27 protein-coding genes and 3 tRNA genes are annotated in these 20,508 nt (G+C 69.6%); 13 read left to right on the top strand and 17 right to left on the bottom strand.

Annotated features, from left to right (window positions below):
* Window positions 1-43: 43 nt before the first annotated feature.
* The 5 genes from rplA to ACFYXC_RS31345 form a co-directional block, all read right to left on the bottom strand.
* Complete coding sequence (gene rplA, locus ACFYXC_RS31325) at window positions 44-769, bottom strand: 50S ribosomal protein L1 (protein ID WP_388920641.1); 726 nt, start codon at window positions 767-769, stop codon at window positions 44-46.
* Window positions 770-848: 79 nt separating this feature from the next.
* Entirely contained in the window at window positions 849-1,283 is a 435-nt protein-coding gene (gene rplK, locus ACFYXC_RS31330; RefSeq protein ID WP_010986329.1) for a 50S ribosomal protein L11, read from the bottom strand.
* A gap of 170 nt (window positions 1,284-1,453) precedes the next feature.
* Window positions 1,454-2,338 carry a transcription termination/antitermination protein NusG gene (gene nusG / locus ACFYXC_RS31335; protein ID WP_389555383.1) on the bottom strand — a complete coding sequence of 295 codons (885 nt, stop codon included), beginning with the start codon at window positions 2,336-2,338 and terminating at the stop codon, window positions 1,454-1,456.
* A gap of 77 nt (window positions 2,339-2,415) precedes the next feature.
* Entirely contained in the window at window positions 2,416-2,700 is a 285-nt protein-coding gene (gene secE / locus ACFYXC_RS31340; RefSeq protein ID WP_363103834.1) for a preprotein translocase subunit SecE, read from the bottom strand.
* A 109-nt stretch (window positions 2,701-2,809) separates the two neighbouring features.
* Window positions 2,810-2,882, bottom strand: a tRNA-Trp gene (locus ACFYXC_RS31345).
* Between the two features lie 227 nt (window positions 2,883-3,109).
* Between ACFYXC_RS31345 and ACFYXC_RS31350 the strand changes: the two genes are divergently transcribed.
* Complete coding sequence (locus ACFYXC_RS31350) at window positions 3,110-4,336, top strand: pyridoxal phosphate-dependent aminotransferase (RefSeq protein WP_389555386.1); 1,227 nt, start codon at window positions 3,110-3,112, stop codon at window positions 4,334-4,336.
* A gap of 160 nt (window positions 4,337-4,496) precedes the next feature.
* Window positions 4,497-5,525: an adenosine deaminase gene (locus ACFYXC_RS31355; RefSeq protein ID WP_388920702.1), complete on the top strand. Its 1,029-nt coding sequence runs from the start codon at window positions 4,497-4,499 to the stop codon at window positions 5,523-5,525.
* Between the two features lie 83 nt (window positions 5,526-5,608).
* Here the strand turns inward: ACFYXC_RS31355 and ACFYXC_RS31360 are convergent, their stop codons facing one another.
* The 9 genes from ACFYXC_RS31360 to ACFYXC_RS31400 form a co-directional block, all read right to left on the bottom strand.
* Window positions 5,609-6,664, bottom strand: coding sequence for a UDP-N-acetylmuramate dehydrogenase (locus tag ACFYXC_RS31360; protein WP_389555388.1), 1,056 nt, complete (start codon window positions 6,662-6,664; stop codon window positions 5,609-5,611).
* A gap of 82 nt (window positions 6,665-6,746) precedes the next feature.
* Window positions 6,747-7,124, bottom strand: a complete 378-nt coding sequence (locus ACFYXC_RS31365; RefSeq protein ID WP_388920708.1) for a DUF3291 domain-containing protein — start codon at window positions 7,122-7,124, stop codon at window positions 6,747-6,749.
* 83 nt (window positions 7,125-7,207) lie between these two features.
* The gene (locus ACFYXC_RS31370) at window positions 7,208-8,677 is read right to left on the bottom strand and encodes a DHA2 family efflux MFS transporter permease subunit (RefSeq protein ID WP_389555389.1); all 1,470 of its coding nucleotides are present in this window, start codon (window positions 8,675-8,677) and stop codon (window positions 7,208-7,210) included.
* 115 nt (window positions 8,678-8,792) lie between these two features.
* A complete protein-coding gene (locus ACFYXC_RS31375; protein ID WP_389555391.1) occupies window positions 8,793-9,362 on the bottom strand; it encodes a TetR/AcrR family transcriptional regulator in 570 nt (189 codons plus the stop codon).
* Between the two features lie 133 nt (window positions 9,363-9,495).
* Window positions 9,496-9,924, bottom strand: coding sequence for a MaoC family dehydratase (locus ACFYXC_RS31380; RefSeq protein ID WP_388920717.1), 429 nt, complete (start codon window positions 9,922-9,924; stop codon window positions 9,496-9,498).
* 4 nt (window positions 9,925-9,928) lie between these two features.
* Window positions 9,929-10,381: a MaoC family dehydratase N-terminal domain-containing protein gene (locus tag ACFYXC_RS31385; RefSeq protein WP_388920720.1), complete on the bottom strand. Its 453-nt coding sequence runs from the start codon at window positions 10,379-10,381 to the stop codon at window positions 9,929-9,931.
* Window positions 10,382-10,498: 117 nt separating this feature from the next.
* The gene (gene rpmG / locus ACFYXC_RS31390; RefSeq protein WP_389555394.1) at window positions 10,499-10,663 is read right to left on the bottom strand and encodes a 50S ribosomal protein L33; all 165 of its coding nucleotides are present in this window, start codon (window positions 10,661-10,663) and stop codon (window positions 10,499-10,501) included.
* A gap of 91 nt (window positions 10,664-10,754) precedes the next feature.
* Window positions 10,755-10,827: transfer RNA gene (locus ACFYXC_RS31395), tRNA-Met, on the bottom strand.
* A 46-nt stretch (window positions 10,828-10,873) separates the two neighbouring features.
* A tRNA-Thr gene (locus ACFYXC_RS31400) sits at window positions 10,874-10,946 on the bottom strand.
* Between the two features lie 238 nt (window positions 10,947-11,184).
* Between ACFYXC_RS31400 and ACFYXC_RS31405 the strand changes: the two genes are divergently transcribed.
* Window positions 11,185-12,489 (top strand): amidohydrolase family protein, encoded by a 1,305-nt coding sequence (locus tag ACFYXC_RS31405; RefSeq protein WP_389555396.1) that lies wholly within the window; start codon window positions 11,185-11,187, stop codon window positions 12,487-12,489.
* A 280-nt stretch (window positions 12,490-12,769) separates the two neighbouring features.
* Here ACFYXC_RS31405 and ACFYXC_RS31410 read toward each other — a convergent pair whose 3' ends face one another.
* Window positions 12,770-13,915, bottom strand: a complete 1,146-nt coding sequence (locus tag ACFYXC_RS31410; RefSeq protein ID WP_389555398.1) for a hypothetical protein — start codon at window positions 13,913-13,915, stop codon at window positions 12,770-12,772.
* A gap of 69 nt (window positions 13,916-13,984) precedes the next feature.
* On the opposite strand from ACFYXC_RS31410, the gene ACFYXC_RS31415 reads away from it, so the two are divergent.
* Window positions 13,985-14,641, top strand: coding sequence for an NAD(P)H-binding protein (locus tag ACFYXC_RS31415; RefSeq protein ID WP_388920728.1), 657 nt, complete (start codon window positions 13,985-13,987; stop codon window positions 14,639-14,641).
* Window positions 14,642-14,703: 62 nt separating this feature from the next.
* Here ACFYXC_RS31415 and ACFYXC_RS31420 read toward each other — a convergent pair whose 3' ends face one another.
* The gene (locus tag ACFYXC_RS31420; protein WP_388920731.1) at window positions 14,704-14,916 is read right to left on the bottom strand and encodes a hypothetical protein; all 213 of its coding nucleotides are present in this window, start codon (window positions 14,914-14,916) and stop codon (window positions 14,704-14,706) included.
* Between the two features lie 297 nt (window positions 14,917-15,213).
* On the bottom strand, window positions 15,214-16,032 hold the full coding sequence (locus tag ACFYXC_RS31425; RefSeq protein WP_389555400.1) for a class I SAM-dependent methyltransferase: 819 nt from the start codon (window positions 16,030-16,032) through the stop codon (window positions 15,214-15,216).
* 65 nt (window positions 16,033-16,097) lie between these two features.
* Here ACFYXC_RS31425 and ACFYXC_RS31430 point away from each other — a divergent pair, with 65 nt between their 5' ends.
* The 9 genes from ACFYXC_RS31430 (at window position 16,098) to ACFYXC_RS31470 (ending at window position 20,434) form a co-directional block, all read left to right on the top strand.
* On the top strand, window positions 16,098-16,814 hold the full coding sequence (locus ACFYXC_RS31430; RefSeq protein WP_389555401.1) for a GntR family transcriptional regulator: 717 nt from the start codon (window positions 16,098-16,100) through the stop codon (window positions 16,812-16,814).
* Window positions 16,815-17,223: 409 nt separating this feature from the next.
* Window positions 17,224-17,604, top strand: coding sequence for an ATPase (locus ACFYXC_RS31435; protein ID WP_389555403.1), 381 nt, complete (start codon window positions 17,224-17,226; stop codon window positions 17,602-17,604).
* Window positions 17,605-17,720: 116 nt separating this feature from the next.
* Complete coding sequence (locus tag ACFYXC_RS31440; RefSeq protein ID WP_389555404.1) at window positions 17,721-17,924, top strand: hypothetical protein; 204 nt, start codon at window positions 17,721-17,723, stop codon at window positions 17,922-17,924.
* A gap of 196 nt (window positions 17,925-18,120) precedes the next feature.
* Entirely contained in the window at window positions 18,121-18,390 is a 270-nt protein-coding gene (locus ACFYXC_RS31445; RefSeq protein ID WP_389555405.1) for a DUF6284 family protein, read from the top strand.
* Window positions 18,387-18,659 carry a DUF6303 family protein gene (locus tag ACFYXC_RS31450; RefSeq protein WP_389555407.1) on the top strand — a complete coding sequence of 91 codons (273 nt, stop codon included), beginning with the start codon at window positions 18,387-18,389 and terminating at the stop codon, window positions 18,657-18,659. Before ACFYXC_RS31445 ends, ACFYXC_RS31450 begins: the two co-directional genes overlap by 4 nt.
* Window positions 18,656-19,555, top strand: a complete 900-nt coding sequence (locus ACFYXC_RS31455) for a DUF2637 domain-containing protein (protein WP_389555409.1) — start codon at window positions 18,656-18,658, stop codon at window positions 19,553-19,555. Before ACFYXC_RS31450 ends, ACFYXC_RS31455 begins: the two co-directional genes overlap by 4 nt.
* Window positions 19,552-19,944 carry an RRQRL motif-containing zinc-binding protein gene (locus ACFYXC_RS31460; RefSeq protein ID WP_389555410.1) on the top strand — a complete coding sequence of 131 codons (393 nt, stop codon included), beginning with the start codon at window positions 19,552-19,554 and terminating at the stop codon, window positions 19,942-19,944. Before ACFYXC_RS31455 ends, ACFYXC_RS31460 begins: the two co-directional genes overlap by 4 nt.
* The gene (locus ACFYXC_RS31465; RefSeq protein ID WP_389555412.1) at window positions 19,944-20,261 is read left to right on the top strand and encodes a hypothetical protein; all 318 of its coding nucleotides are present in this window, start codon (window positions 19,944-19,946) and stop codon (window positions 20,259-20,261) included. Before ACFYXC_RS31460 ends, ACFYXC_RS31465 begins: the two co-directional genes overlap by 1 nt.
* Before the next feature lie 2 nt (window positions 20,262-20,263).
* Window positions 20,264-20,434: a pRL2-8 gene (locus ACFYXC_RS31470; protein ID WP_389555455.1), complete on the top strand. Its 171-nt coding sequence runs from the start codon at window positions 20,264-20,266 to the stop codon at window positions 20,432-20,434.
* Window positions 20,435-20,508: the final 74 nt, after the last annotated feature.

Genomic DNA, 20,508 nt, shown 5'->3' on the forward strand with positions numbered 1-20,508 from the left:
TCCAGAATCGCGTCTGCGACGCGGCTGCCGGTGAGCGTCAGGCTCAGACGGCGGCCGGGTCCTCCTCGACGAGGAGGTTGCGGGTGCGGTTCGGGTCGATCGGAACGCCGGGGCCGATCGTGGTGCTGATCGCGGCCTTCTTGATGTAGCGACCCTTGGCGGCCGACGGCTTCAGACGAAGGATCTCGTCGAGCGCGGCGCCGTAGTTCTCCACCAGCTGGGTGTCGTCGAACGACGCCTTGCCGATGATGAAGTGGAGGTTCGAGTGCTTGTCGACGCGGAACTCGATCTTGCCGCCCTTGATCTCGGTCACGGCCTTGGCCACGTCCGGGGTCACGGTGCCGGTCTTCGGATTCGGCATCAGACCACGCGGGCCGAGGACACGGCCCAGGCGGCCGACCTTGCCCATGAGGTCGGGGGTGGCGACGACGGCGTCGAAGTCCAGCCGGCCCTTCGCCACCTCGTCGATGAGCTCGTCGGAGCCGACGATGTCGGCGCCCGCGGCGGTCGCGGCCTCGGCACGGTCACCGGTCGCGAAGACCAGGACCCGGGCGGTCTTACCGGTGCCGTGCGGGAGGTTCACGGTGCCACGGACCATCTGGTCGGCCTTGCGCGGGTCGACACCCAGGCGGAAGGCGACCTCGACGGTGCCGTCGAACTTGGAGGTGGAGGTCTCCTTGGCGAGACGGACGGCCTCGAGCGGGGCGTACAGCTTCTCCCGGTCGATCTTGGCGTCCGCAGCGCGGAGAGACTTGCTGCGCTTGCTCACTACTGCTCCTGTGTGCTCTGAGGAGTCGTGGTCGGGGCCGAGCAGGCCCTCCCACGGTGGTGTCCTGCGAAGGTGGGGATCAGCCCTCGACCGTGATGCCCATGGAACGGGCGGTGCCGGCGATGATCTTCGACGCGGCGTCCAGGTCGTTGGCGTTCAGGTCGGGCAGCTTGGTCGTGGCGATCTCACGGACCTGCGCCTGGGTGATCTTGGCGACCTTGGTCTTGTGCGGCTCGCCGGAGCCCTTCTCGACACCAGCGGCCTTGAGGATCATCTTCGCGGCCGGCGGGGTCTTGGTGATGAAGGTGAAGGAGCGGTCCTCGTAGACCGTGATCTCCACCGGGATGACCCAGCCGCGCTGCGACTCGGTCGCCGCGTTGTACGCCTTGCAGAACTCCATGATGTTGACGCCGTGCTGGCCCAGTGCGGGGCCGACCGGCGGAGCCGGGTTGGCCGCACCGGCCTGGATCTGGAGCTTGATGAGCCCCGTGACCTTCTTCTTCTTGGGAGGCATTGCTCTCTCCGGGTCCTAGTGAGAGTTTCCAGCCGTCCATTCCGGATCGTCCGGATGGAGGCATACCGCACCACGATAACGGGTATCGGTGCGCGGCCAAAAACCGAGCAGGTCAGACCAGCTACGAGAGCCTGTCTGACCTGGTCGGAGGTGTGCGGTCCGAAAGAACGTCAGTTCTTCTGGATCTGGTCGAAGCTCAGCTCGACCGGGGTCTCGCGGCCGAAGATCTCGACGAGGCCCTTGACCTTCTTCGAGTCGGCGTTGATCTCGTTGATGGTCGCCTGCAGCGTCGCGAACGGGCCGTCGGTGACGGTGACCGAGTCGCCCACCTCGAAGTCCAGGACCTGGACCTCGAGCTTGCGGGACGGAGCCGGCTTGCCCTCGGCCTCCGCCGCCTCGCGAGCGGCCTTCTCCTCGGCCTCGGGGGCGAGCATCTTGACGATCTCGTCCAGCGTCAGCGGGTACGGGTCGTAGGCGTTGCCCACGAAGCCGGTGACGCCGGGGGTGTTGCGGACGACACCCCAGGACTCGTTCGTCAGGTCCATGCGCACCAGCACGTAGCCGGGGAGCTTGTTCTGCTTGATGGTCTTGCGCTCGCCGTTCTTGATCTGCGCGACCTCTTCCTGCGGCACCTCGGCCTGGAAGATGAAGTCCTCGACGTTCAGCGAGACGGCGCGCTGCTCGAGGTTGGTCTTCACGCGGTTCTCGTAACCGGCGTACGTGTGGATGACGTACCACTCGCCGGGCAGCGCGCGGAGTTCGTCGCGGAGGGCGGTGACGGGGTCGACCGGCTCGGCCTCCTCCGCCTCCTCTTCCTCGGTCTCGCCGGACACGTTCTCGGCGTCCGCGTCGACGTCGGTCCCGGCGTCGGCCTCGGCCTCGAGGTCCTCGTCGGACTCGTCCTCGACGGTCACCGCGGCCTCTTCGGCGGGCTCGCCCGCGGCGGCATCGGCAGCCTCGACCTCGTCCTCGACGTCCGCGCCCTCGACGATGTCGAGTTCGTCGTCACGGGACTCGACCGACTCGACGGCATCGTTCAGGTTCGGGTCAGACACGGTGGCTGCTTCTTCCTGGATCATGGGGGTGGAACACGCGAAAGCGGGCGCCGGGTACGGCGCCCTTCGCGCTTGGCTCAGCCGAAGACGTACTTGGCGGCCTTGTCGAGTCCGAAGTCGATCAGAGTCACGAGACCGATCATGATGACCACGAACACGATCACCACGGTGGTGTACGTCGTCAGCTGATTGCGGGTCGGCCAGACGACCTTGCGGAGTTCCGCGACGATCTGGCGGTAGAAGAGGGCGAGGCGCTTCAGCGGGCCCTTCTTGGCACGCTTACCGCCCTTGCGGCCCTTCTTGGACTCCGGCGCCTCATCCTGGGCATCAGGCATGTCGATGGAGCCCACGGCGTCCGTCACTCGTCCTCACCTGATTCCGGGTCGTGGCCGTGCCGCGCCGGGTGTGAGCCGCGCGGCGGTGCAGTGCAGTACGTACCTGTGCACACATCCTGGTGAAAGGAGTGTGTAGCAGGGCCGGAGGGACTTGAACCCCCAACCGCTGGTTTTGGAGACCAGTGCTCTACCAATTGAGCTACGACCCTCTGCTTCCCTCACAACGTACCGCATCCACCCGGGTGCTCGGTGTGCACCGGAAGGGCGCGGCCGGTGAAGGCCGACGAGGTGAGAGTGTACGTGGTCGGCGGCCGGTCGTCGAACAGTAAGTGTCCGTACGGCCTTTGGCCGTGTCTCCGCCGCCGACCCGGCCGGGACCGCCCAGTCCGTGAAACCAGTGTGCCGGGGACGTTTCGGGTCTGGAACGATGGGCCCCATGAGCGCTGCAACCCCTCCCACCGAGCGCCGGGTCTCCGCCCGGGTCGGTGCGATCTCCGAGTCCGCCACCCTCGCCGTGGACGCCAAGGCCAAGGCCCTCAAGGCCGCCGGACGTCCGGTGATCGGCTTCGGCGCCGGTGAGCCCGACTTCCCGACCCCGGACTACATCGTCGAGGCCGCGGTCGAGGCATGCCGGAACCCGAAGTACCACCGCTACACGCCGGCCGGCGGTCTTCCCGAGCTGAAGGCGGCGATCGTCGCCAAGACGCTGCGCGACTCCCACTACGAGGTGGACGCCTCCCAGGTCCTGGTGACCAACGGCGGCAAGCAGGCCATCTACGAGGCGTTCGCCGCGATCCTCGACCCGGGCGACGAGGTCATCGTCCCGGCGCCCTACTGGACGACGTACCCGGAGTCGATCCGTCTCGCCGGCGGTGTCCCGGTCGAGGTCGTCGCGGACGAGACCACCGGCTACCGCGTCTCGGTCGAGCAGCTGGAGGCGGCCCGTACGGAGCGGACCAAGGTCGTCCTCTTCGTGTCGCCGTCCAACCCGACGGGCGCCGTCTACAGCGCCGGGGACACGGAGGCGATCGGCCGCTGGGCCGTCGAGCACGGCCTGTGGGTGATGACGGACGAGATCTACGAGCACCTGGTCTACGGGGACGCGACGTTCACCTCGCTGCCGGCGGCCGTGCCGGAGCTGCGCGACAAGTGCATCGTGGTCAACGGCGTCGCGAAGACGTACGCGATGACCGGGTGGCGTGTCGGATGGGTCATCGGCCCGAAGGACGTGGTGAAGGCCGCGACGAACCTTCAGTCGCACGCCACGTCGAACGTGTCGAACGTGGCCCAGGCCGCGGCGATCGCCGCCGTCTCGGGTGATCTGACGGCGGTCGCCGAGATGCGTGAGGCGTTCGACCGGCGCCGCCGGACCATCGTGCGGATGCTCAACGAGATCGACGGCGTGCTCTGCCCGGAGCCCGAGGGCGCCTTCTACGTGTACCCCTCGGTCAGGGCCCTGCTCGGCAAGGAGATCCGCGGCAGGCGCCCGCAGGACTCCGTCGAGCTGGCCGCGCTGATCCTGGAGGAGGCCGAGGTGGCGGTCGTCCCGGGCGAGGCGTTCGGCACGCCGGGCTACCTGCGGCTGTCGTACGCGCTGGGTGACGAGGATCTCGTCGAGGGCGTCTCGCGGCTGCAGAAGCTGCTGGCCGAGGCCAAGGACTGAATTCGTGCACGTCAGTAGGTACTGAGGCTGTTCACGTCAGTGCGTGGGGCGGGCCGCTCTCTTCGGAGAGGCGGCCCGCTTCTTCGTTTCTTCGTGCGAGCAAGACCACGTTCAGTGAAAGCGCTACCGATACGGCCACGGCGTGCGGCAGGATCCTTGAATGGAGCACGTACGTGATGTCTCTGAGCTGCCCAAAGCTCATCTGCACCTGCACTTCACCGGATCGATGCGGCACACCACCCTGCTCGAACTGGCCGACAAGCACGGGATCCATCTGCCCGACGCGCTGACGAGCGGTGAGCCGCCCAAGCTGCGGGCGACGGACGAACGCGGCTGGTTCCGCTTCCAGCGCCTGTACGACGCGGCACGGTCGTGCCTCAGGGATCCCGAGGACATTCAGCGGCTCGTGCGCGAGGCCGCCGAGGAGGACCTCAAGGACGGCTCGGGGTGGCTGGAGATCCAGGTCGACCCGACGTCGTACGCGCCGCGCCTGGGCGGGCTGATCCCCGCCCTGGAGGTCATCCTGGACGCGGTGGACACGACGGCCCGCGAGACCGGGCTCGGTATGCGGGTCCTGGTCGCCGCGAACCGGATGAAGCATCCCCTGGACGCCCGCACGCTGGCGCGTCTCGCCGTGCGGTACGCGGACCGCGGCATCGTCGGCTTCGGTCTCTCCAACGACGAGCGGCGGGGCATGGCCAGGGACTTCGACCGGGCCTTCGCGATCGCCCGGGAGGGCGGGCTGCTGGCCGCGCCGCACGGCGGCGAGCTGGCGGGCCCGGCGTCCGTGCGCGACTGCCTGGACGACCTGCACGCCTCACGGATCGGGCACGGGGTACGGGCCGCCGAGGACCCGCGCCTGATGAAGCGGCTCGCGGACCGTGGCATCACCTGTGAGGTCTGCCCGGCCTCGAACGTCGCCCTGGGGGTCTACGAAAAGCCGGAGGACGTCCCCTTGCGCACACTTTTCGAGGCGGGCGTGCCACTGGCGCTCGGCGCGGACGACCCGCTGCTGTTCGGCTCGCGGCTGGCCGCCCAGTACGACATCGCGCGCCGCCACAACGACTTCACGGACGCGGAACTGGCCGAGCTGGCACGGCAGTCGGTACGGGGCTCGGCGGCCCCGCCCGGCATCAAGGAGAAGCTGCTGTCGGGGGTCGACGACTGGCTGACCGCCCCGGCCGCCTGAAGTGCGCGCAGGGCGGGTACGCCTGGAAGCCGATGTCGGGCTCAGGACCCCGGCCTGCACTCGGTGACCCTCGGCCGCACGCTTCAGAGGCTGACGCCCACGGTCACCGGCTCGTTGACGAGCGTGATCCCGAAGGCGTCGTGGACTCCGGCGACGACCTCGCGGGCGAGCGCGAGGAGGTCCTCCGTGGTGGCCCCGCCGCGGTTGGTGAGGGCCAGCGTGTGCTTGGTGGAGATCCGGGCGGGGCCGGTGCCGTACCCCTTGGTGAAGCCGGATCTGTCGATCAGCCAGGCGGCGGAGGTCTTGGTGTGCCGGTCGCCCGCGGGGTAGGCGGGCGGGGTCACGCCCTGGCCCAGCCGCTCCGCCACGCGCGCGTGGAACACGGCGAACTCCTCGTGCGTGAGGATCGGGTTGGTGAAGAACGAACCGGCGGACCAGGTGTCGTGGTCCTCGGGGTCGAGCACCATGCCTTTCCCCGCACGCAGCTTCAGGACGGTCTCGCGGGCCGCGTCCACCGGCACACGGTCACCGGGTCCGACACCGAGCGCGCGGGCCGTCTCGGCGTACTTGACCGGCGAGGAGAGCCCGGCGGCGTCCTCCAGCTCGAAGCGGACACGCAGCACGACGAAACGCTCGGGATCGCTCTTGAAACGACTGTGACGGTACGAAAAAGCGCACTCGGCGTTCGGAATGGTGACCGTCTCACGGCTCTTCCGGTCGTACGCGATCACTTCGGTGATCGTCGACGACACTTCCTGGCCGTACGCGCCCACGTTCTGGATCGGCGTCGCGCCTGCGGAGCCGGGGATTCCGGCGAGGCACTCGATGCCCGCGAGCCGCGCCTCGACGGTGCGGGCGACCGCGTCGGTCCACACCTCCCCGGCGGCCAGCTCCAGTCTCGTACCGTCGAGCTCGAAGCCGCGGGTGGCGATGCGCAGGGCGGTTCCGGGAAAGCCCTTGTCGCCGATGAGCAGGTTGGATCCGCCGCCGACCAGCAGCAGCGGCGTACCCGAGTCGTCGGCCTCGCGGACGGCGTCGATCACCTCGGCATCGGTCGTCGCGGTGATCAGCCGGGCGGCGGGACCGCCGAGCCGGAAGGTGGTCAGCGGGGCGAGGGGGGCGTCGTGGAGTTCCTGCACGTGCCCAGAGTACGAGAACGGCCCCGCCGGTCGGGGCGGGGCCGTTCACGGCAGCGGAGCGGGCCGTTCTCCTGGTGGCCGCTCACAGGCGCCGGAGCGCCTCCTGCCAGTCCAGCGGGAGTTCGTCCGCCTTCACCGTCCAGGTCACGAACTTCGCGTCCCGCATCTGGGAGTCGAGGCCCCGGGCGGCCGGCGCGTGCGTGCCGGAACGGGCGAACTCCTTCAGCGCCGCGGGCGACTCCCAGGCGGACAGGGTCCAGAAGGTCCGCCGCAGGGGCGCTGCCTTGAGGGTGGCCCCGTACGCTCCGGGCGCCCTGCTCACCTGTCGCCACACGGCCGGTGTCCCGGCCAGGAACCTCAGTGCTCCCCAGAGGGTGCGGGTCTCGAAGCGGGAGGCGAAGACGTGTACGTCGGCGCCCTGCGGCGGGGTGTTCGGCACGGTCCAGGGAAGAGTGGGCACGGCCGGTCTCCTTTCGGTTCACGTTCGAGCTCAGTGAGTTTGTTTTCCGAACCTGGTCAGGCCGACGAGTGGGACATCCGAACTCAGTGCGACGCCGTCTGCAGCACCGGCCCGGGCGTCTCGCCCTCCACGCCCTTCCCCGGTCCGGCCCCTCGCCGGCGACCCGGTACGCAGAGCGCCGCGGCAGCCGCCACGGCCACCGCGGCGGAGCCGACCCACAGAGCGGGCCGAATGCCGTCCACGAAGGTCTGCGCGCTCTCGTAACCGCCCCGCGAGGAGAAGATCGAGGCCATCACCGCGATACCGAGCGCCCCGCCGACCTCGCGCAGCGCGTTGTTGGCGCCGGACGCGATGCCCTGCTCCTGCGGCAGGACGCTGGACATGACGAGGGCGGAGGCGGGAGCGAAGAAGAGGGACATCCCGATCCCGCTGATGACCAGGGCGGGGAGCTGCGCGGCGTACGACGTGTCGGCGGCCACCACGAGGGCGAACCAGCCGAGCCCGACGGCCTGGAGGAACAGGCCCGCCGCGACGACGGGCCGCCCGCCGATCCGGTCCGACAGATAGCCGGCGACGGGCGCGACGAGCATCGGCATACCGGTCCACGGCAGCATGCGCAGGCCCGCCTCGGTGGGCGAGTAGCCGAGCACACCCTGCATGTACTGACTGAGCAGGAAGATCGAGCCGAACATCCCGAGGAACATCAGCAGGCTCGCCGCGTTGATCCCGGCGAAGGCGCGGCTACGGAAGAGCCGCATCGGCAGCATGGGGTTCCTGGCGCGCATGCCGTGGAACACGAACCCGACGAGCAGGGCCGTACCCGCGAAGAGGGCGAGCAGGACGAGACCGTCGCTCCAGCCGACGACCGGCGCGCGGACCAGCCCGTACACGATCCCGAAGAGGCCGCCGCTGGCGAGCAGCGTGCCGCGGATGTCGAGCGGGGCGCCGGTGCCGAACGACTCCGCGAGGCGCAGCCGGGCGAGCGGCAGCAGGGCAAGGCCCAGCGGAACGTTCAGCCAGAAGATCCACTGCCAGGACAGGTGTTCGGTGAGACTGCCCCCGATGAGCGGGCCCGAGGCGACCGCGAGACCGTTGACGGCACCCCATATCCCGTACGCCATCCCGCGCTTGGCGGCCGGCACGGCGGCCGTGAGCAGGGTCAGCGTCAGCGGCATCATGATGGCCGCGCCGACACCCTGGACCGCGCGGGCGGCGATCAGCGAGTCGATGCCGGGCGCCAGGGCCGCCGCCGCGGACGCTCCGGTGAAGACGGTGATGCCGACGAGGAAGAGCCTGCGGCGCCCGAACCGGTCACCGAGGGCCGCGCCGAACATCAACAGGACTGCGAAGGTGAGCGTGTAGGCGCTCACGGTCCATTCCAGGTCGTCGAGCGCGCCCCCGAAGTCCTCGCGGATCGAGGGCAGGGCGGTGGTCACGACCAGGTTGTCGAGGGCCGCCATGAATCCGGCGACACCGGTGATGACGAGGGCCCAGACGGCTCCCCCGCGACGTTCGGCCGACTGTGGCACCTGCTGTGCCGTCTGCTCTGACATCGCTCCCCCAGCGGGTTCGTTCGCTTGTGATTAGTGATCACTGACTAACTTTTGAGGTCAGGGAAGGCGACGGTCTCCACCACCCTCACCTGCTGTTCCCTTCGGCGCTTCGCTCTCAGTGTTCGAGCCGCCCCTCGATGCGGGCGTCGGGGTAGAGCCCCTCCCACACCCGGTGGCGAGGCGGAAAGCCCATGGCGACCAGGCAGTTGATGAGCATCCCGTACGCCATGAAGGTGGTGGTCTCGCCCGCGTCGGCGCCGAGCGGCAGGTGGACGGCGTCCCACAGCCGCATCCAGCCCGCCCGAACCGCCTCGCCGAGCTCGTGGTCACCGGCCTGTTCGGCGGCGGCCACCGCGACATACATCTGCATCTGCATGAGCAGCCGCTCCGGCTCCTCGGCGATGACCCTCGTGTACGCGTCCGCCATGGCGTGCAGGGCCTCTTCGCCCCGCAATCCCTCGGACGCGTCCTCGAACGTGCGCCTGGTGTCGTCCAGGCACCGCTCGGCGGCCGCGAGGAAGATCGCCTTCTTGCCGGGGAAGAGCCGGAAGAGGTACGGCTGCGAGACGCCCACGCGCTTGGCGATCGCCTCGGTGGACGTGCCGTTGTAGCCGCCCCGGGCGAACTCGCTCATCGCCGCGCGAACGACGCTCTCACGCCTTTCCTCGGCACTCATCCTGACCATGCGATGAAGTTAGTACTCAATCACTAACTCCGTCAAGCGGCTGCGTCACGGCGACAGCTCCAGCAGGTAAGGGGCGTCCGCCATGGCGGACGCCCCTTACTGTCGGCTGCCGGTCGGGCCCGCCGACTGCCGGTCAGGCCAGGCGCACGACGGCGCGGGACATGCCCAGCACCTTCTGGCCGGCGCTCATCGCGACGAGGTCGACGCGGACGGTGCGGTCGTCGAGCTTGGCTGCGACCTTGCCACTGACCTCGATCGTGGCGCCCTTGTCGTCGTTCGGGACGATGACGGGCTTGGTGAAGCGGACGCCGTACTCGACGACCGCGCCCGGGTCGCCGGTCCAGTCGGTGACGACCCGGATCGCCTCGGCCATGGTGAACATGCCGTGGGCGATGACGTCCGGGAGACCGACCTCCTTGGCGAACTTCTCGTTCCAGTGGATCGGGTTGAAGTCGCCGGAGGCGCCCGCGTACTGGACGAGCGTGGCGCGGGTCACGCCGAAGGACTGGGCCGGCAGTTCGGTGCCGACCTCGACGTCGTCGTACGAGATCTTCGCGGTCATCTCTTCACGCCCCCTCGGCCGCGCGGGACACGAGCTTGGTCCAGGCGGTCACCACGTGCTCGCCCGCCTCGTCGTGGACCTCGCCGCGGATGTCCAGGATGTCGTTGCCCGCCATCGACTTGATCGCCTCGATGGTGGACGTGACCGTGAGCCGGTCCCCGGCGCGCACCGGGCGCCGGTGGACGAACTTCTGGTCGCCGTGCACGACACGGCTGTAGTCGAGACCCAACTGGGGGTCCCTGATGACCTGCCCCGCGGCCTTGAAGGTGATCGCGAACACGAACGTCGGCGGGGCGATCACATCGGGGTGGCCGAGTGCCTTGGCGGCCTCGGGGTCCGTATAGACGGGATTGGGGTCCCCCACCGCCTCCGCGAACTCGCGGATCTTCTCCCTGCCGACCTCATAGGGGTCGGTGGGCGGGTAGGACCGTCCGACGAAGGACTGGTCGAGCGCCATCAGCTCGGCACCTCCTGGTTCGCACTGGTTCGCGTGGATTCGCACTGGTTCACAACTGGTGTCAACGACGCGAGGCCGTCCCCCATACAGGGGACGGCCTCGTGAACGAGCCTGGTGTTATCGCGTTTCGCGGTGCGCAGTGTGCGAGTTGCAACGCGAGCAGTGCTTCTTCATCTCCAGTCGGTCCGGGTTGTTACGCCGGTTCTTCTTGGTGATGTAGTTCCGCTCCTTGCACTCCACGCAGGCCAGCGTGATCTTCGGGCGGACGTCGGTGGCAGCCACGTGAGTGCTCCTTGCCGGACGGATGGGACATGGATTAACGCATAAAAGAGTAACCGATTGAAGGACCGACCCCGCAATCGGCTACCGTCAGTAGCGGTGACCGGACTTGAACCGGTGACACAGCGATTATGAGCCGCTTGCTCTACCGACTGAGCTACACCGCTGTGATGTGATCAGTTCCCGTCCTGCGACGGGAACCTCTCACACCAGAGCCCCAATACGGAATCGAACCGTAGACCTTCTCCTTACCATGGAGACGCTCTACCGACTGAGCTATTGGGGCGAGCGATGAAGACATTACACGCTCGGCCGCCGATCGCCCAAATCCGTTTCGCGGCACCTGCCCCGGCCCGATCCCCGGCGCTCACGGGCCTTTGCGCCCGTCCCAGGGGCACGCCGGACCACACCGGTACGACTATTCCGCTCCTCCTCGATGCGCGCCGGTCGTCACCCTAGGCTCGACTCACGCTGCGTGATCATGTGCCGTTCCTGCGCAGCCGCCGCCCAGCCCCAGGAGCGCGATGCCCGACAGTCAGCCGCACCACTCCTCGTCGTCCTGGTCGTCCTGGTCGTCCTCGTCCGGTTCCTCCGGCTCGTCGGGCTCATCCGGCTCGTCGGGCTCGTCCGGCCGGAGCAGCGGGGCCGGGCTGCTGCTCTGCGGTGCACGGCTCACCGACGGCCGGACCGTGGACGTACGGGTGACCGGCGGACGTATCGAAGCGGTCGGCACGGCGGGCAGCCTCACCGCGCGCACCGCGCGCGTGGACCTCTCCGGCCACCTGCTGCTGCCGGCCCCGGCGGAGCCGCACGGACACGGCGACACGGCCCTGACCGCCGACGGCGGGGGCCCGGTCTCGTACGAGGCCCGGGAGGTCCAGCGCCGTACGACCGAAGCCGCTCTCCTGCAGCTCGGACACGGGGCGACCGCCCTTCGGTCGCACGTACGCGTCGGCGACGTGCAGGGGCTGGGCTCGATGGCCGCGGTGCTCCAGGCGCGGCGCGCGCTGCGGGGACTGGTGGACCTGACCGTCGTGGCGATGCCCCGGGTGCTGACCGGGCTCGCCGGTGCCGAGGGACTGGCCATGCTGCGGGACGCGGTGAAGATGGGCGCCTCCGTAGTGGGCGGTTGTCCAGATCTGGACCCCGATCCGACCGGTTACGTGGAGGCCGTCCTCGAAGTCGCCTCGGAGCAGGGCTGTCCGGTCGACCTGCACACGGACGGTGACGATCCGGCGCGCCTCGCACGGCTCGCGGCGATGGCGGGCGGACTGCGGCCCGGGGTGACGCTCGGCCCCTGCGGAGGACTGGGCCGCCTGCCCTCCGAGGTGGCCGCCCGGTCGGCCGACCAGCTCGCCGCGGCCGGGGTGGCCGTCGTCTGCCTGCCCCAGGGCGGCTGCTCGGGCGTCGACCGCCGCGGGACGGCTCCGGTACGGCTGCTGCGGGCGGCCGGGGTGCGGGTCGCGGCCGGCAGCGGCGCCCTCAGAGATGTGTCGAACCCCGTGGGGCGCGGAGATCCGCTGGAGGCGGCGTATCTGCTGGCCTCGCGGTACGGGCTGCGGGCCGCCGACGCCTACGACGCGGTGAGTTCGTCGGCGCGGGCGGCCCTCGGGCTGCCCGAGGTGCGGGTGGAGGCCGGATTCCCGGCGGAGTTGCTCGCGGTACGCGGGGACGGGCTCGACGGCGCCCTGTCGCTGGCGTACAGCCGGATCGTGGTGCACCGGGGGCGGGTGGTGGCGCGGACGAGCGCGGTGCGGGAGTACTGCGGCTCGGCGGTGGCCGTGGCGCTGGATCTGCCCCGCCAGGGGCGAACGGGCGGGTCTCCGTGACGCGTTCGCCTACGGTGCCTCGGGGCGGCCGGGCCGCGCCGGGGGCCTGGGCTGCACCGGGGGTGCTAGGGGTGCCGAGGGTTGTGCCCTTCGCGGCAGCAGGGTTTTCGAGCTCCACGCGCGCGTGGAGGGGCTGTTGGCATTCACGCGCGCGTGGCGGGCAGGGCACGGACCGCCGACCGGGCGGTGGTGGCTGCGGGGTCCGGTCCGTCGAACGGGCGGCGGCCGTCGTGGAGTCCGGCCCGTCGACCGGGCGGAGGCCGTCGTAGGGTCCGGTCCGTCAGAAACCGCTGAGCATGCCGCTGGTGAGCGGATTGCCCGCGACGCCGAACTCGCCCACGGGCATCTTCACGGCGCCGGACGGGGCGCCGATGTCGCCGGCCGCACCGAACGTGACGACGAGGGGAAGTTTGGCGCCCTTCGCGTCGTCCGCCAGGGCGGCGAGGTCGACGGAGACGCGGGTCAGGTCGCCGTTCTTCAGGGAGAAGTCGACGGCGACCTTCTTGTCCGGAGCGCCCTTCAGGTCCTTGTCGGTGGGCAGTTCGAAGCCCGCCGGGAGTTCGTCAGCCAGCGGCCGCAGCTTGTCGAGGACACCGGTGAGCAGGTCACGGAACGAGGCCCTGGCGACGATCCGTTCGACGCCGTCGCCGCCCTCCTTCTCGCTGAAGGTGACCTCGCGGGCGACGACCGAGCGCACGGCATCGAGGATCTTCCGCTGGGTCTTGCTGTCGATCTCGTCGGTGTCACCCGCGGCGCCTTCGGTACCCCCGGTGCCTTCGCCCGTGCCGGAGGCGTCTTCCGTGGCGCGCTCGAGCTCGCGGTTGTCGACCTTGACCCACTTGCCGTCGAGTACCGCTCCGAACTCCTTCCCACCCTCGGGAAGTTCGTCCGCGGTCGGCAAGGGGAAGCCCATCGCCTCGGCGACGGCCTTCATGTCGGCGCGGTAGTACATGTAGGTGCCGACCAGGCGGTACTCGGCCAGGACACCGTCGGGCCCCGCGATCGTCACGCCCGTACCGACCAGGTCCTTCTCACCGGAGTCGGCGAGCGGCTTGCGCGACTCGACGGACACCTTGACCTTCACCTCGGAGAAGAGTTCCGCGAGCTCGGCCGGCATCTCCTCCTCGGCCTTCGCCCCGCCGGCCAGCTTCACGAGGGCGGAGGGGTCGGCGTCGAGGCTCAGTTCGAAGCCGAGCGACTTCTTCTCGCCGAGCCCCTCCACGGCCTGGTCGATCTTCTGGCCGGCGGTGAGGTTCTCGACCGTGCCGCAGGCGGCCACGCCGGCGAGCAGGACGGTGGTACAGCCGGCCGCGGTGAGGGTCCTGCGTATGACAGGGCTCTTACGGGCGGCAGGAATCGTGCTTGTGGCGGTGATGACGGTCTCCTTATGACGCCTGACGGCGTCCCCCTCGTACAGCGTGATCATTCGTGAGACTCACGGGTTGTCCACAGGGTTGTGCGGCGAGTGTGTCCCTCTGGGCGTACGGTCGGAAACATGCGCATTGTCATCGCTGGAGGTCATGGTCAGATCGCGTTGCGGCTGGAGCGGTTGCTCGCCGCGCGCGGTGACGAGGTGGCGGGGATCATCCGCCGAGCCGAGCAGGGCGACGATCTGCGGGCGGCCGGCGCCGAGCCGGTGCTGTGCGATCTGGAGTCGGCTTCGGAGGAGGAGGTCTCCGCGCATCTGCGGGGCGCGGATGCCGCGGTCTTCGCGGCGGGCGCCGGCCCGGGCAGCGGAGTGGGCCGCAAGGACACCGTGGACCGGGGCGCCGCCGTGCTCTTCGCGGACGCGGCGGCCCGGGCCGGAGTACGACGCCATGTGGTGGTGTCCTCGATGGGCGCGAACCCCGAGCACCCCGGGGACGACGTCTTCGACGCGTACCAGCGCGCCAAGGGCGAGGCCGACGCGTACGTACGGGCGCACCGGGGCCTGGACTGGACGATCCTGCGCCCCGGGATGCTGACGAACGACGCGGGCACGGGCCTCATCCGCCTGGAGGCCGCCACGGGTCGCGGGCCCGTCCCCCGCGACGACGTCGCCGCGGTACTGGCGGAACTGCTGGACACCCCGGCGACAGCCGGCCTGACCCTGGAACTGATCAGCGGCTCGACACCGGTGTCGGTGGCGGTGAAGTCGGTCGCGGGAAACTGAGGGAGGGCGGGAGCGGGTGCGCAGTGGCGCGGGGTGAGGGTACGGGGGCCGGCCGGGCGAGGTCAGAAGAGCGGAAGCTGGCCGGGGAACTCGGCCACGACGTATCCGTCCAGCGCCGGCTGCTCCGCACCGAGCTCCGCGTGCCTGCGCGACCCCGGGCAGGACACGAGTTCCCCGCTCCCCCGCGCCCCCGGCGGGTCGTGCCGAGCGAACCGGCCGGCGACGACAGCGATCTCGCGACGGCACACGGGGCAGTTTCGGCGACGTGAGGACATGGGTTCAGCGTACGAAGAAAGACGCGGGTGCCGGCAGCGGCATGCTCGTGCCCGGCGCGGCTCCCGCCCCGGATCCGCATGAATCCTGACCCGTGTCCGCCCGAACACGAAGAAACCCCCTCCGACTGCTGTGCGCAGTTCGGAAGGGGTTTCTTCTCTCAGCGTGGCGGCGCCAGGATTCGAACCTGGGAAGGCTGAGCCGGCAGATTTACAGCGGGCTCCATTCGCCACCTGTGACCTGGGGTTTCCCCGGCAAATGCCGTCGTCGGGGGACACCTGGGGGCCAGAACCGCAAGTTCAGGCAACGACATCTGCGGGGGCGCGCCCAACGGCGAGCAGATGGGAGCTGGCGGCTAGCAACTCCGGATACGGCTCTGCCATCCGTGCGGCTGCCATCGCAGAGGCAATCAGATCATCGGTAGGCCCCTCGCCGGGCTGCTGTTCAACGGCCTTGACGAGTGACCATGCGGGACCCTCGATGCCGAAGACCTCCACATCAGTCAGCCCCGCTTCGCGCAGTTCGTCGGCAAGCTCTTCCGCCCGATGGAAGTACGCCAGGGTGAAATGAGGGCCGTCGTGCACTGCTGTGCGGAGGATCTTGGACACCGGCTCGTACATGCGATCAGTGTGCAGGTGCGCATAAGTGACGTGCTCGAAAAGGGAGGCGTAGCGGTTGATCGCTGCTGCGGCCACAAGACCTCCGGGCTTGACTACGCGCTTCGCTTCAGTGAGTGCCTGGCGGCGGTCCGCCGCAGAGGGCAGATGGTAGAGCGGCCCGAGTAGCTGGACTACGTCATAGCTGTTGTCGCTCGCGTCCAGTGCTCGCGCGTCCCCAAGTGATGCCTCACAGATGGCGGACGCCTGCTCGACGTGGCGAGGAACGGGGTCCACCAGGGAGACCCTGTAACCGTCTTTGATCAACCATTCCGCATGCACTCCGGCTCCGCCGCCAACGTCCAGCACGCTCGCGGGCGCAGGCGGAAGGAAGCGACGCAGAAGCTCTTGTGTACGGGCCAGCTCAAGCCGTCCGTCCGCTGAGCGATGCAGGCGTTTGCTCTCGTCCACAGTCTCGCCGTAGAAGCGCAGAACGGAGGGAGCCAATCCAAGATCCGACATAACGGCAGTATGCTGTGTACCGGTGGACCAGTCCAGCTTGGAGACACCAAGCAAGAGAGGCAGTCATGGCCCTACTGAAGTACGAGGAGATCGCGGAGTCGCTACGTGCCCGCATTGCCGCCGGAGAGTTCGCGCCGGGCGAGATCGTCCCATCGGGGCGTGACCTGGCAGAACAGTGGTCGGTCTCCCGCGCGACTGCCATCAAAGCAATGGACGTGCTGCGGAGCGATGGCGTTGTCGTAGCCAAGCAAGGGACCGGCTTCGTGGTGACGGAGACCCCCGTCGCACGGCCTGCGGGCGCACGGCGCGCAGGGTCCGCACGCGTGAGCGGAGGCATGCCTTTCCTGCGCGTGGGTGAGCCGGATTGGGCAGAACCGCCGGCGCGTGTAGCGGCTGCACTGGGTTTGGATTCAGGCGTTTCCACCCTGCGACGCATCCGTATTCACCAGCTCCCGGACGGGAGTCCCCACAGCTACGCAGAAGCATGGTTCCCGCCCGAGATTGCAGAAGCCTCCCCCCGGCTTGCACAGACGGCCCCCATCCCGGAAGGGACCACGCGCTACGTGCGTCGCCAGACCGGCCGCTTCCCTGCGGAGGGGGTGGATGTGACCACGGTCCGCTTGGCCACCGAAGCCGAAGTGCACCACTTGGGACTGTCCGAAGCGACAGCGGTTGCCGTGGTTCTGCACACGGCGTACGACCAGGAGGGGCGCCCTCTCGTGTGCGAGGAGGGGGTCACGCCCTCCCCTCAGTACGAGCGGGTGGATACCTACGCGATGTAGGCCAGAGTGATCTATAAGGGTGCTGGACCGGTCAGCCGGTCCAGCTTTTTTCTTTTCCTTTTCTCCCTCTGAGCTGCACAGATCCCCGAACGACGGCACCGCGCGCCGCACTGACACTTGACTGGACCGGTCCACCGGTCCAGTCTATGAATGTGCCCGGAGGAAAGCCCGCAGGGGTGAGTACGAAGTGAGCGCGCATTGATTGAAAACTGAACAGTGTGCCTGAGGTTGTCCGTCCCACCTCTGCAAGCAAGAGGGCGGCGTGTACGGGTTCTGCCCCCGTGCGCGAGTACAGCGCAACTCGACTTTCCCGCAGCTCATCGGCTGTGGGCCGGTTGCCTCCGCTGCTCGTCTCGTACGAGCAGCGCTGAGGGGAGCCGGAACACCCCTTCTTGCCTCTGGAGTCCTGATGGCTGCTGTTGAGATCGTCTCGTTCGGCTACCTGCACGATGTGCCGCCCGCCGCGCATCTGACCATCGACCTGCGCCACCACTTCCGCGACCCGCACGTCTCGCCGGAGCTGCGCTACATGACCGCCGCCGACGAGCCGGTCCGCACGGCGGTGCTCAACACCCCCGGCATCACCGCCCTGGTCGACGCCGCCGCGATCGCTGTGACCGCGTTCGCCGCCGGTCCCAGCGCCGGCACCGTGACCGTGGCCGACGGATGCGCCGGTGGCCGCCACCGCGCCCCCACCTTCGCCGCCGCTCTGGCCGAACGCCTGCGCACGGACGGCCACCAGGTCACGGTCACGCACCGGGACATGACCCGCCCCGTCGTCCAGCGCTGACACCATCCCCTCGCCCCGGACCCGCCGCACGTGAGGCGGGGGCCGTGACGGTGCCGGATCGAATCCGGCCCGGGGCACTCCGGCCACCACCGGCCGGCCCCACCCGAGGAGCAGACATGGCCCGCATCATCGTCAACGGCGACCACCACGGCGACATCGGCACCGTCATCACCGGCAGCACCGGCCCCCTCGCCCTGAACGGCGACGTCTACGAGGGCGACACCGACCCGCAGGACAGCGACGGTGGCCGCATCGTCTCCGGCAACGGCATGACCGTGATCGAGGGCGACTACCACGGCACCATCTCTCACCGCTTCTGACCGCCCCCGCAGCACCGCCCCGGCATCTCGCCGTGAGGGCGCCGGATCGAATCCGGCCCGGGGCACTCCGGCCGCTGATCTGCGGCCGTGCCGCGCATCGTTCGCGGCTGTTCCCACCACAACGGCGCGCGCCCCCGGAGCAGCAACTCCGGGGGCGCTGTTCGGGCCGTTTCACCTGCTAGGGAGACCACGACCCATGGACCACATCGTCACACTTCAGGACGCTGTTACCGCGTTCGCTCCGTGGATGGAGCCGACGGATGCGGAGCTGGAGGCGATCGAGCAGGAGATGCCCGTCATCCTGGCGGACGTCGACCTGTTGGACGCGCACATCACCACGCTGGACCGCACCCCGACCGAGCTGGACGACCGGCGTATCCGCCGGGCCCGCCGCCGGGCGCTGACCGCGCGGGTCGCGCTGGTCAACCGCGCGGCCGGTACGAGCCTGCCCGGCGGTGCGGCATGACGTACAGCGCACGCCTGACCAACAGCTTCATCGGAGAGTGGGATCTGTACGTCGTCACCGACGGCCCGAGCCGGAATTGGCCTGAGCACCTCTTCGAGCGGACCGCGCCGGTGCCCACCGTGCAGGAGCGGGCGGATGCGCTGGCCCGGCTCGGCTACTCCATCGAGCAGGACGCTACGTGGGAGTGGCAGGAGATTCCCACCGGTGTCATGGACCGCGTGGAACTGCTGGCCTCGGTGGACGTATCGCCGATGGGCGGTGGGGCATGAACCTCAACCGCAAAGGCAGGGCCGCTCTCGTGCTGGCGCTGGTCGCCGTGGTCGGTATGGCGTTCCGGGTGTCGTGGAACGCGCTGCGGGACATCGCGGGTGCGGTGGGTGCGGATGAGACGGCCGCGACGCTGTACCCGTTCGTGGTCGACGGCCTGATGGCGCTCGCCCTGATCGCCACCCTCGTGCTCACCGACGATGCGCGGAAGTTCGCGCTGCGGGTGCTGGGCACCTACACGCTCGCCTCCCTCGTGCTCAATTACGTCCACGGTCTCGTGCCGGAGCTGCACAGCAAGCCGGGCGTACAGGTCGACTGGAGTCGACTGGCGGACTGGGACCCGGCGAACTGGGCGCTTGTGCTGCTCGCCACCTCGCTTCCGGTCGGCTCGATCTACTTCGGTTCCGACCTGGTCGCCAAGGTCCTGCACCACCGTGCCACCCCGATTCCCGCCCCGATCGCGAATGCGGAGGAATCCACCAAGACCGAGAGTTTTCGGTCTACGGCTGACCTCGGAGGATCGACCCCCGCGCCGATCACCGTGCAACCGCTGCGGATGCCCGACCCGGTCACGGTCGAGTTCGTGAAGTCGACCGTGCCGCTCAAGCCGGTCCCGGCTGTGGCTGCGGCTCCGGTCGCCTCGATCGCGCCGCGCCCGGTACCGGCTGAGTCGACCCGTCCGCGTCGGGCGACCGGTCGACTCCCGCAGGCCGCCCGGTCGACCCGACCGAAGCGCACTGCGGCCGAACTGCTCGATGAGGCACGGCGCGTGTCGGCCGGTTGGCCGGACGCGAAGGTGACGGCTGAGGGCATCCGCCGGGAGGTCCACACCTCCCCGGCCAACGCCCGCATGCTGCGCGACACCCTGCTCGCCGAACGCGCCACCCTCACACCGTGAGCGGCGGCGGGTTCGGCAAGTGCTACGACCCCACCGGCGCCCGCCACGGCATCCCGACCTTCCCGTGGCGCTACGCCCCCGACGGCTACGCCACCCGCCGGCAGCTCAGGGCGCGCGGACTGCGCCCCGGCGGGCAGCCGGTCGCGGCGCAGGTGCTCAGGCCCCGCTACCGGCGGGGTCCGCTGGTCGCCTACCTCTACCGCGAGGACCTGGCCAAGCCCGTGCGGCCGATGACGCCGGCCAAGCGTGCCGCGCTCGCCAAGGCGATGTGCGCACGCCGTATCTGCCCGCAGTGCCGCACCGATGCCGGATACGTGATCCCGCTCTCCCTCGGCACCTGCGTGAGCTGCGCCTACCCCGACCAGCCCGAACCGGAAGGGAACCACTGATGGGCAACTCCGAGATGCGCCGCCTGGAACGCGAGATCGAGAAGACGAGCAAGAAGCTGGAAGCGGTCCGCCGGGGTGAGTGGTGGGCGCTGAATGGCCGTGAGCGCCGCGCCATCGCCGGAGCTCTGGTCGGCGGCTCCTACCAGGTCGCCCGGGGCCGGTCCACGGGCCGCGCGGACCGGCGGTTGGAGACGGCCGGCACGGCTGCGGAAATGCGGCTGACCGCAGAACTGACCGCGCTGCACGGCGAGCGTCAGCGCCTGATCACCGAGGCCGCCCGCGCCAAGGCCGCCAAGAAGAAGTCCGGGTGGTGGTGACCATGCCCGGCAAGGACACGCCTCCTGGCGAGTGCCCGCAGTGCTGGCAGCACGCCCACGACCGGCGCGCACACCGCCACCTGCGCCCCCGCGAGGACTGCCCGCAGTGCGTCGAACACCTGCGCAACGGCTGCCCCTACATCGTGCCCAAGCAGAAGACGCGTCGGCGCTGACCACATCCCCTACGCGCACTCTGTCTGCCGCCTGAACTGCGCAGCATCCGCACACCTCGCCCGCCGGGGCGGCC

Source organism: Streptomyces sp. NPDC002701, assembly GCF_042889045.1.
Lineage (GTDB): Bacteria > Actinomycetota > Actinomycetes > Streptomycetales > Streptomycetaceae > Streptomyces.

Bases quoted from the DNA above. Each gene is read 5' to 3' on its own strand.
- rplK (WP_010986329.1), bottom strand. From the start codon at position 1,283: ATGCCTCCCAAGAAGAAGAAGGTCACGGGGCTCATCAAGCTCCAGATC.
- ACFYXC_RS31350 (WP_389555386.1), top strand. From the start codon at position 3,110: ATGAGCGCTGCAACCCCTCCCACCGAGCGCCGGGTCTCCGCCCGGGTC.
- ACFYXC_RS31355 (WP_388920702.1), top strand. From the start codon at position 4,497: ATGGAGCACGTACGTGATGTCTCTGAGCTGCCCAAAGCTCATCTGCAC.
- ACFYXC_RS31370 (WP_389555389.1), bottom strand. From the start codon at position 8,677: ATGTCAGAGCAGACGGCACAGCAGGTGCCACAGTCGGCCGAACGTCGC.
- ACFYXC_RS31375 (WP_389555391.1), bottom strand. From the start codon at position 9,362: ATGGTCAGGATGAGTGCCGAGGAAAGGCGTGAGAGCGTCGTTCGCGCG.
- ACFYXC_RS31380 (WP_388920717.1), bottom strand. From the start codon at position 9,924: ATGACCGCGAAGATCTCGTACGACGACGTCGAGGTCGGCACCGAACTG.
- ACFYXC_RS31385 (WP_388920720.1), bottom strand. From the start codon at position 10,381: ATGGCGCTCGACCAGTCCTTCGTCGGACGGTCCTACCCGCCCACCGAC.
- ACFYXC_RS31405 (WP_389555396.1), top strand. From the start codon at position 11,185: ATGCCCGACAGTCAGCCGCACCACTCCTCGTCGTCCTGGTCGTCCTGG.
- ACFYXC_RS31410 (WP_389555398.1), bottom strand. From the start codon at position 13,915: ATGATCACGCTGTACGAGGGGGACGCCGTCAGGCGTCATAAGGAGACC.
- ACFYXC_RS31415 (WP_388920728.1), top strand. From the start codon at position 13,985: ATGCGCATTGTCATCGCTGGAGGTCATGGTCAGATCGCGTTGCGGCTG.
- ACFYXC_RS31420 (WP_388920731.1), bottom strand. From the start codon at position 14,916: ATGTCCTCACGTCGCCGAAACTGCCCCGTGTGCCGTCGCGAGATCGCT.
- ACFYXC_RS31425 (WP_389555400.1), bottom strand. From the start codon at position 16,032: ATGTCGGATCTTGGATTGGCTCCCTCCGTTCTGCGCTTCTACGGCGAG.
- ACFYXC_RS31430 (WP_389555401.1), top strand. From the start codon at position 16,098: ATGGCCCTACTGAAGTACGAGGAGATCGCGGAGTCGCTACGTGCCCGC.
- ACFYXC_RS31435 (WP_389555403.1), top strand. From the start codon at position 17,224: ATGGCTGCTGTTGAGATCGTCTCGTTCGGCTACCTGCACGATGTGCCG.
- ACFYXC_RS31440 (WP_389555404.1), top strand. From the start codon at position 17,721: ATGGCCCGCATCATCGTCAACGGCGACCACCACGGCGACATCGGCACC.
- ACFYXC_RS31445 (WP_389555405.1), top strand. From the start codon at position 18,121: ATGGACCACATCGTCACACTTCAGGACGCTGTTACCGCGTTCGCTCCG.
- ACFYXC_RS31450 (WP_389555407.1), top strand. From the start codon at position 18,387: ATGACGTACAGCGCACGCCTGACCAACAGCTTCATCGGAGAGTGGGAT.
- ACFYXC_RS31455 (WP_389555409.1), top strand. From the start codon at position 18,656: ATGAACCTCAACCGCAAAGGCAGGGCCGCTCTCGTGCTGGCGCTGGTC.
- ACFYXC_RS31465 (WP_389555412.1), top strand. From the start codon at position 19,944: ATGGGCAACTCCGAGATGCGCCGCCTGGAACGCGAGATCGAGAAGACG.
- ACFYXC_RS31470 (WP_389555455.1), top strand. From the start codon at position 20,264: ATGCCCGGCAAGGACACGCCTCCTGGCGAGTGCCCGCAGTGCTGGCAG.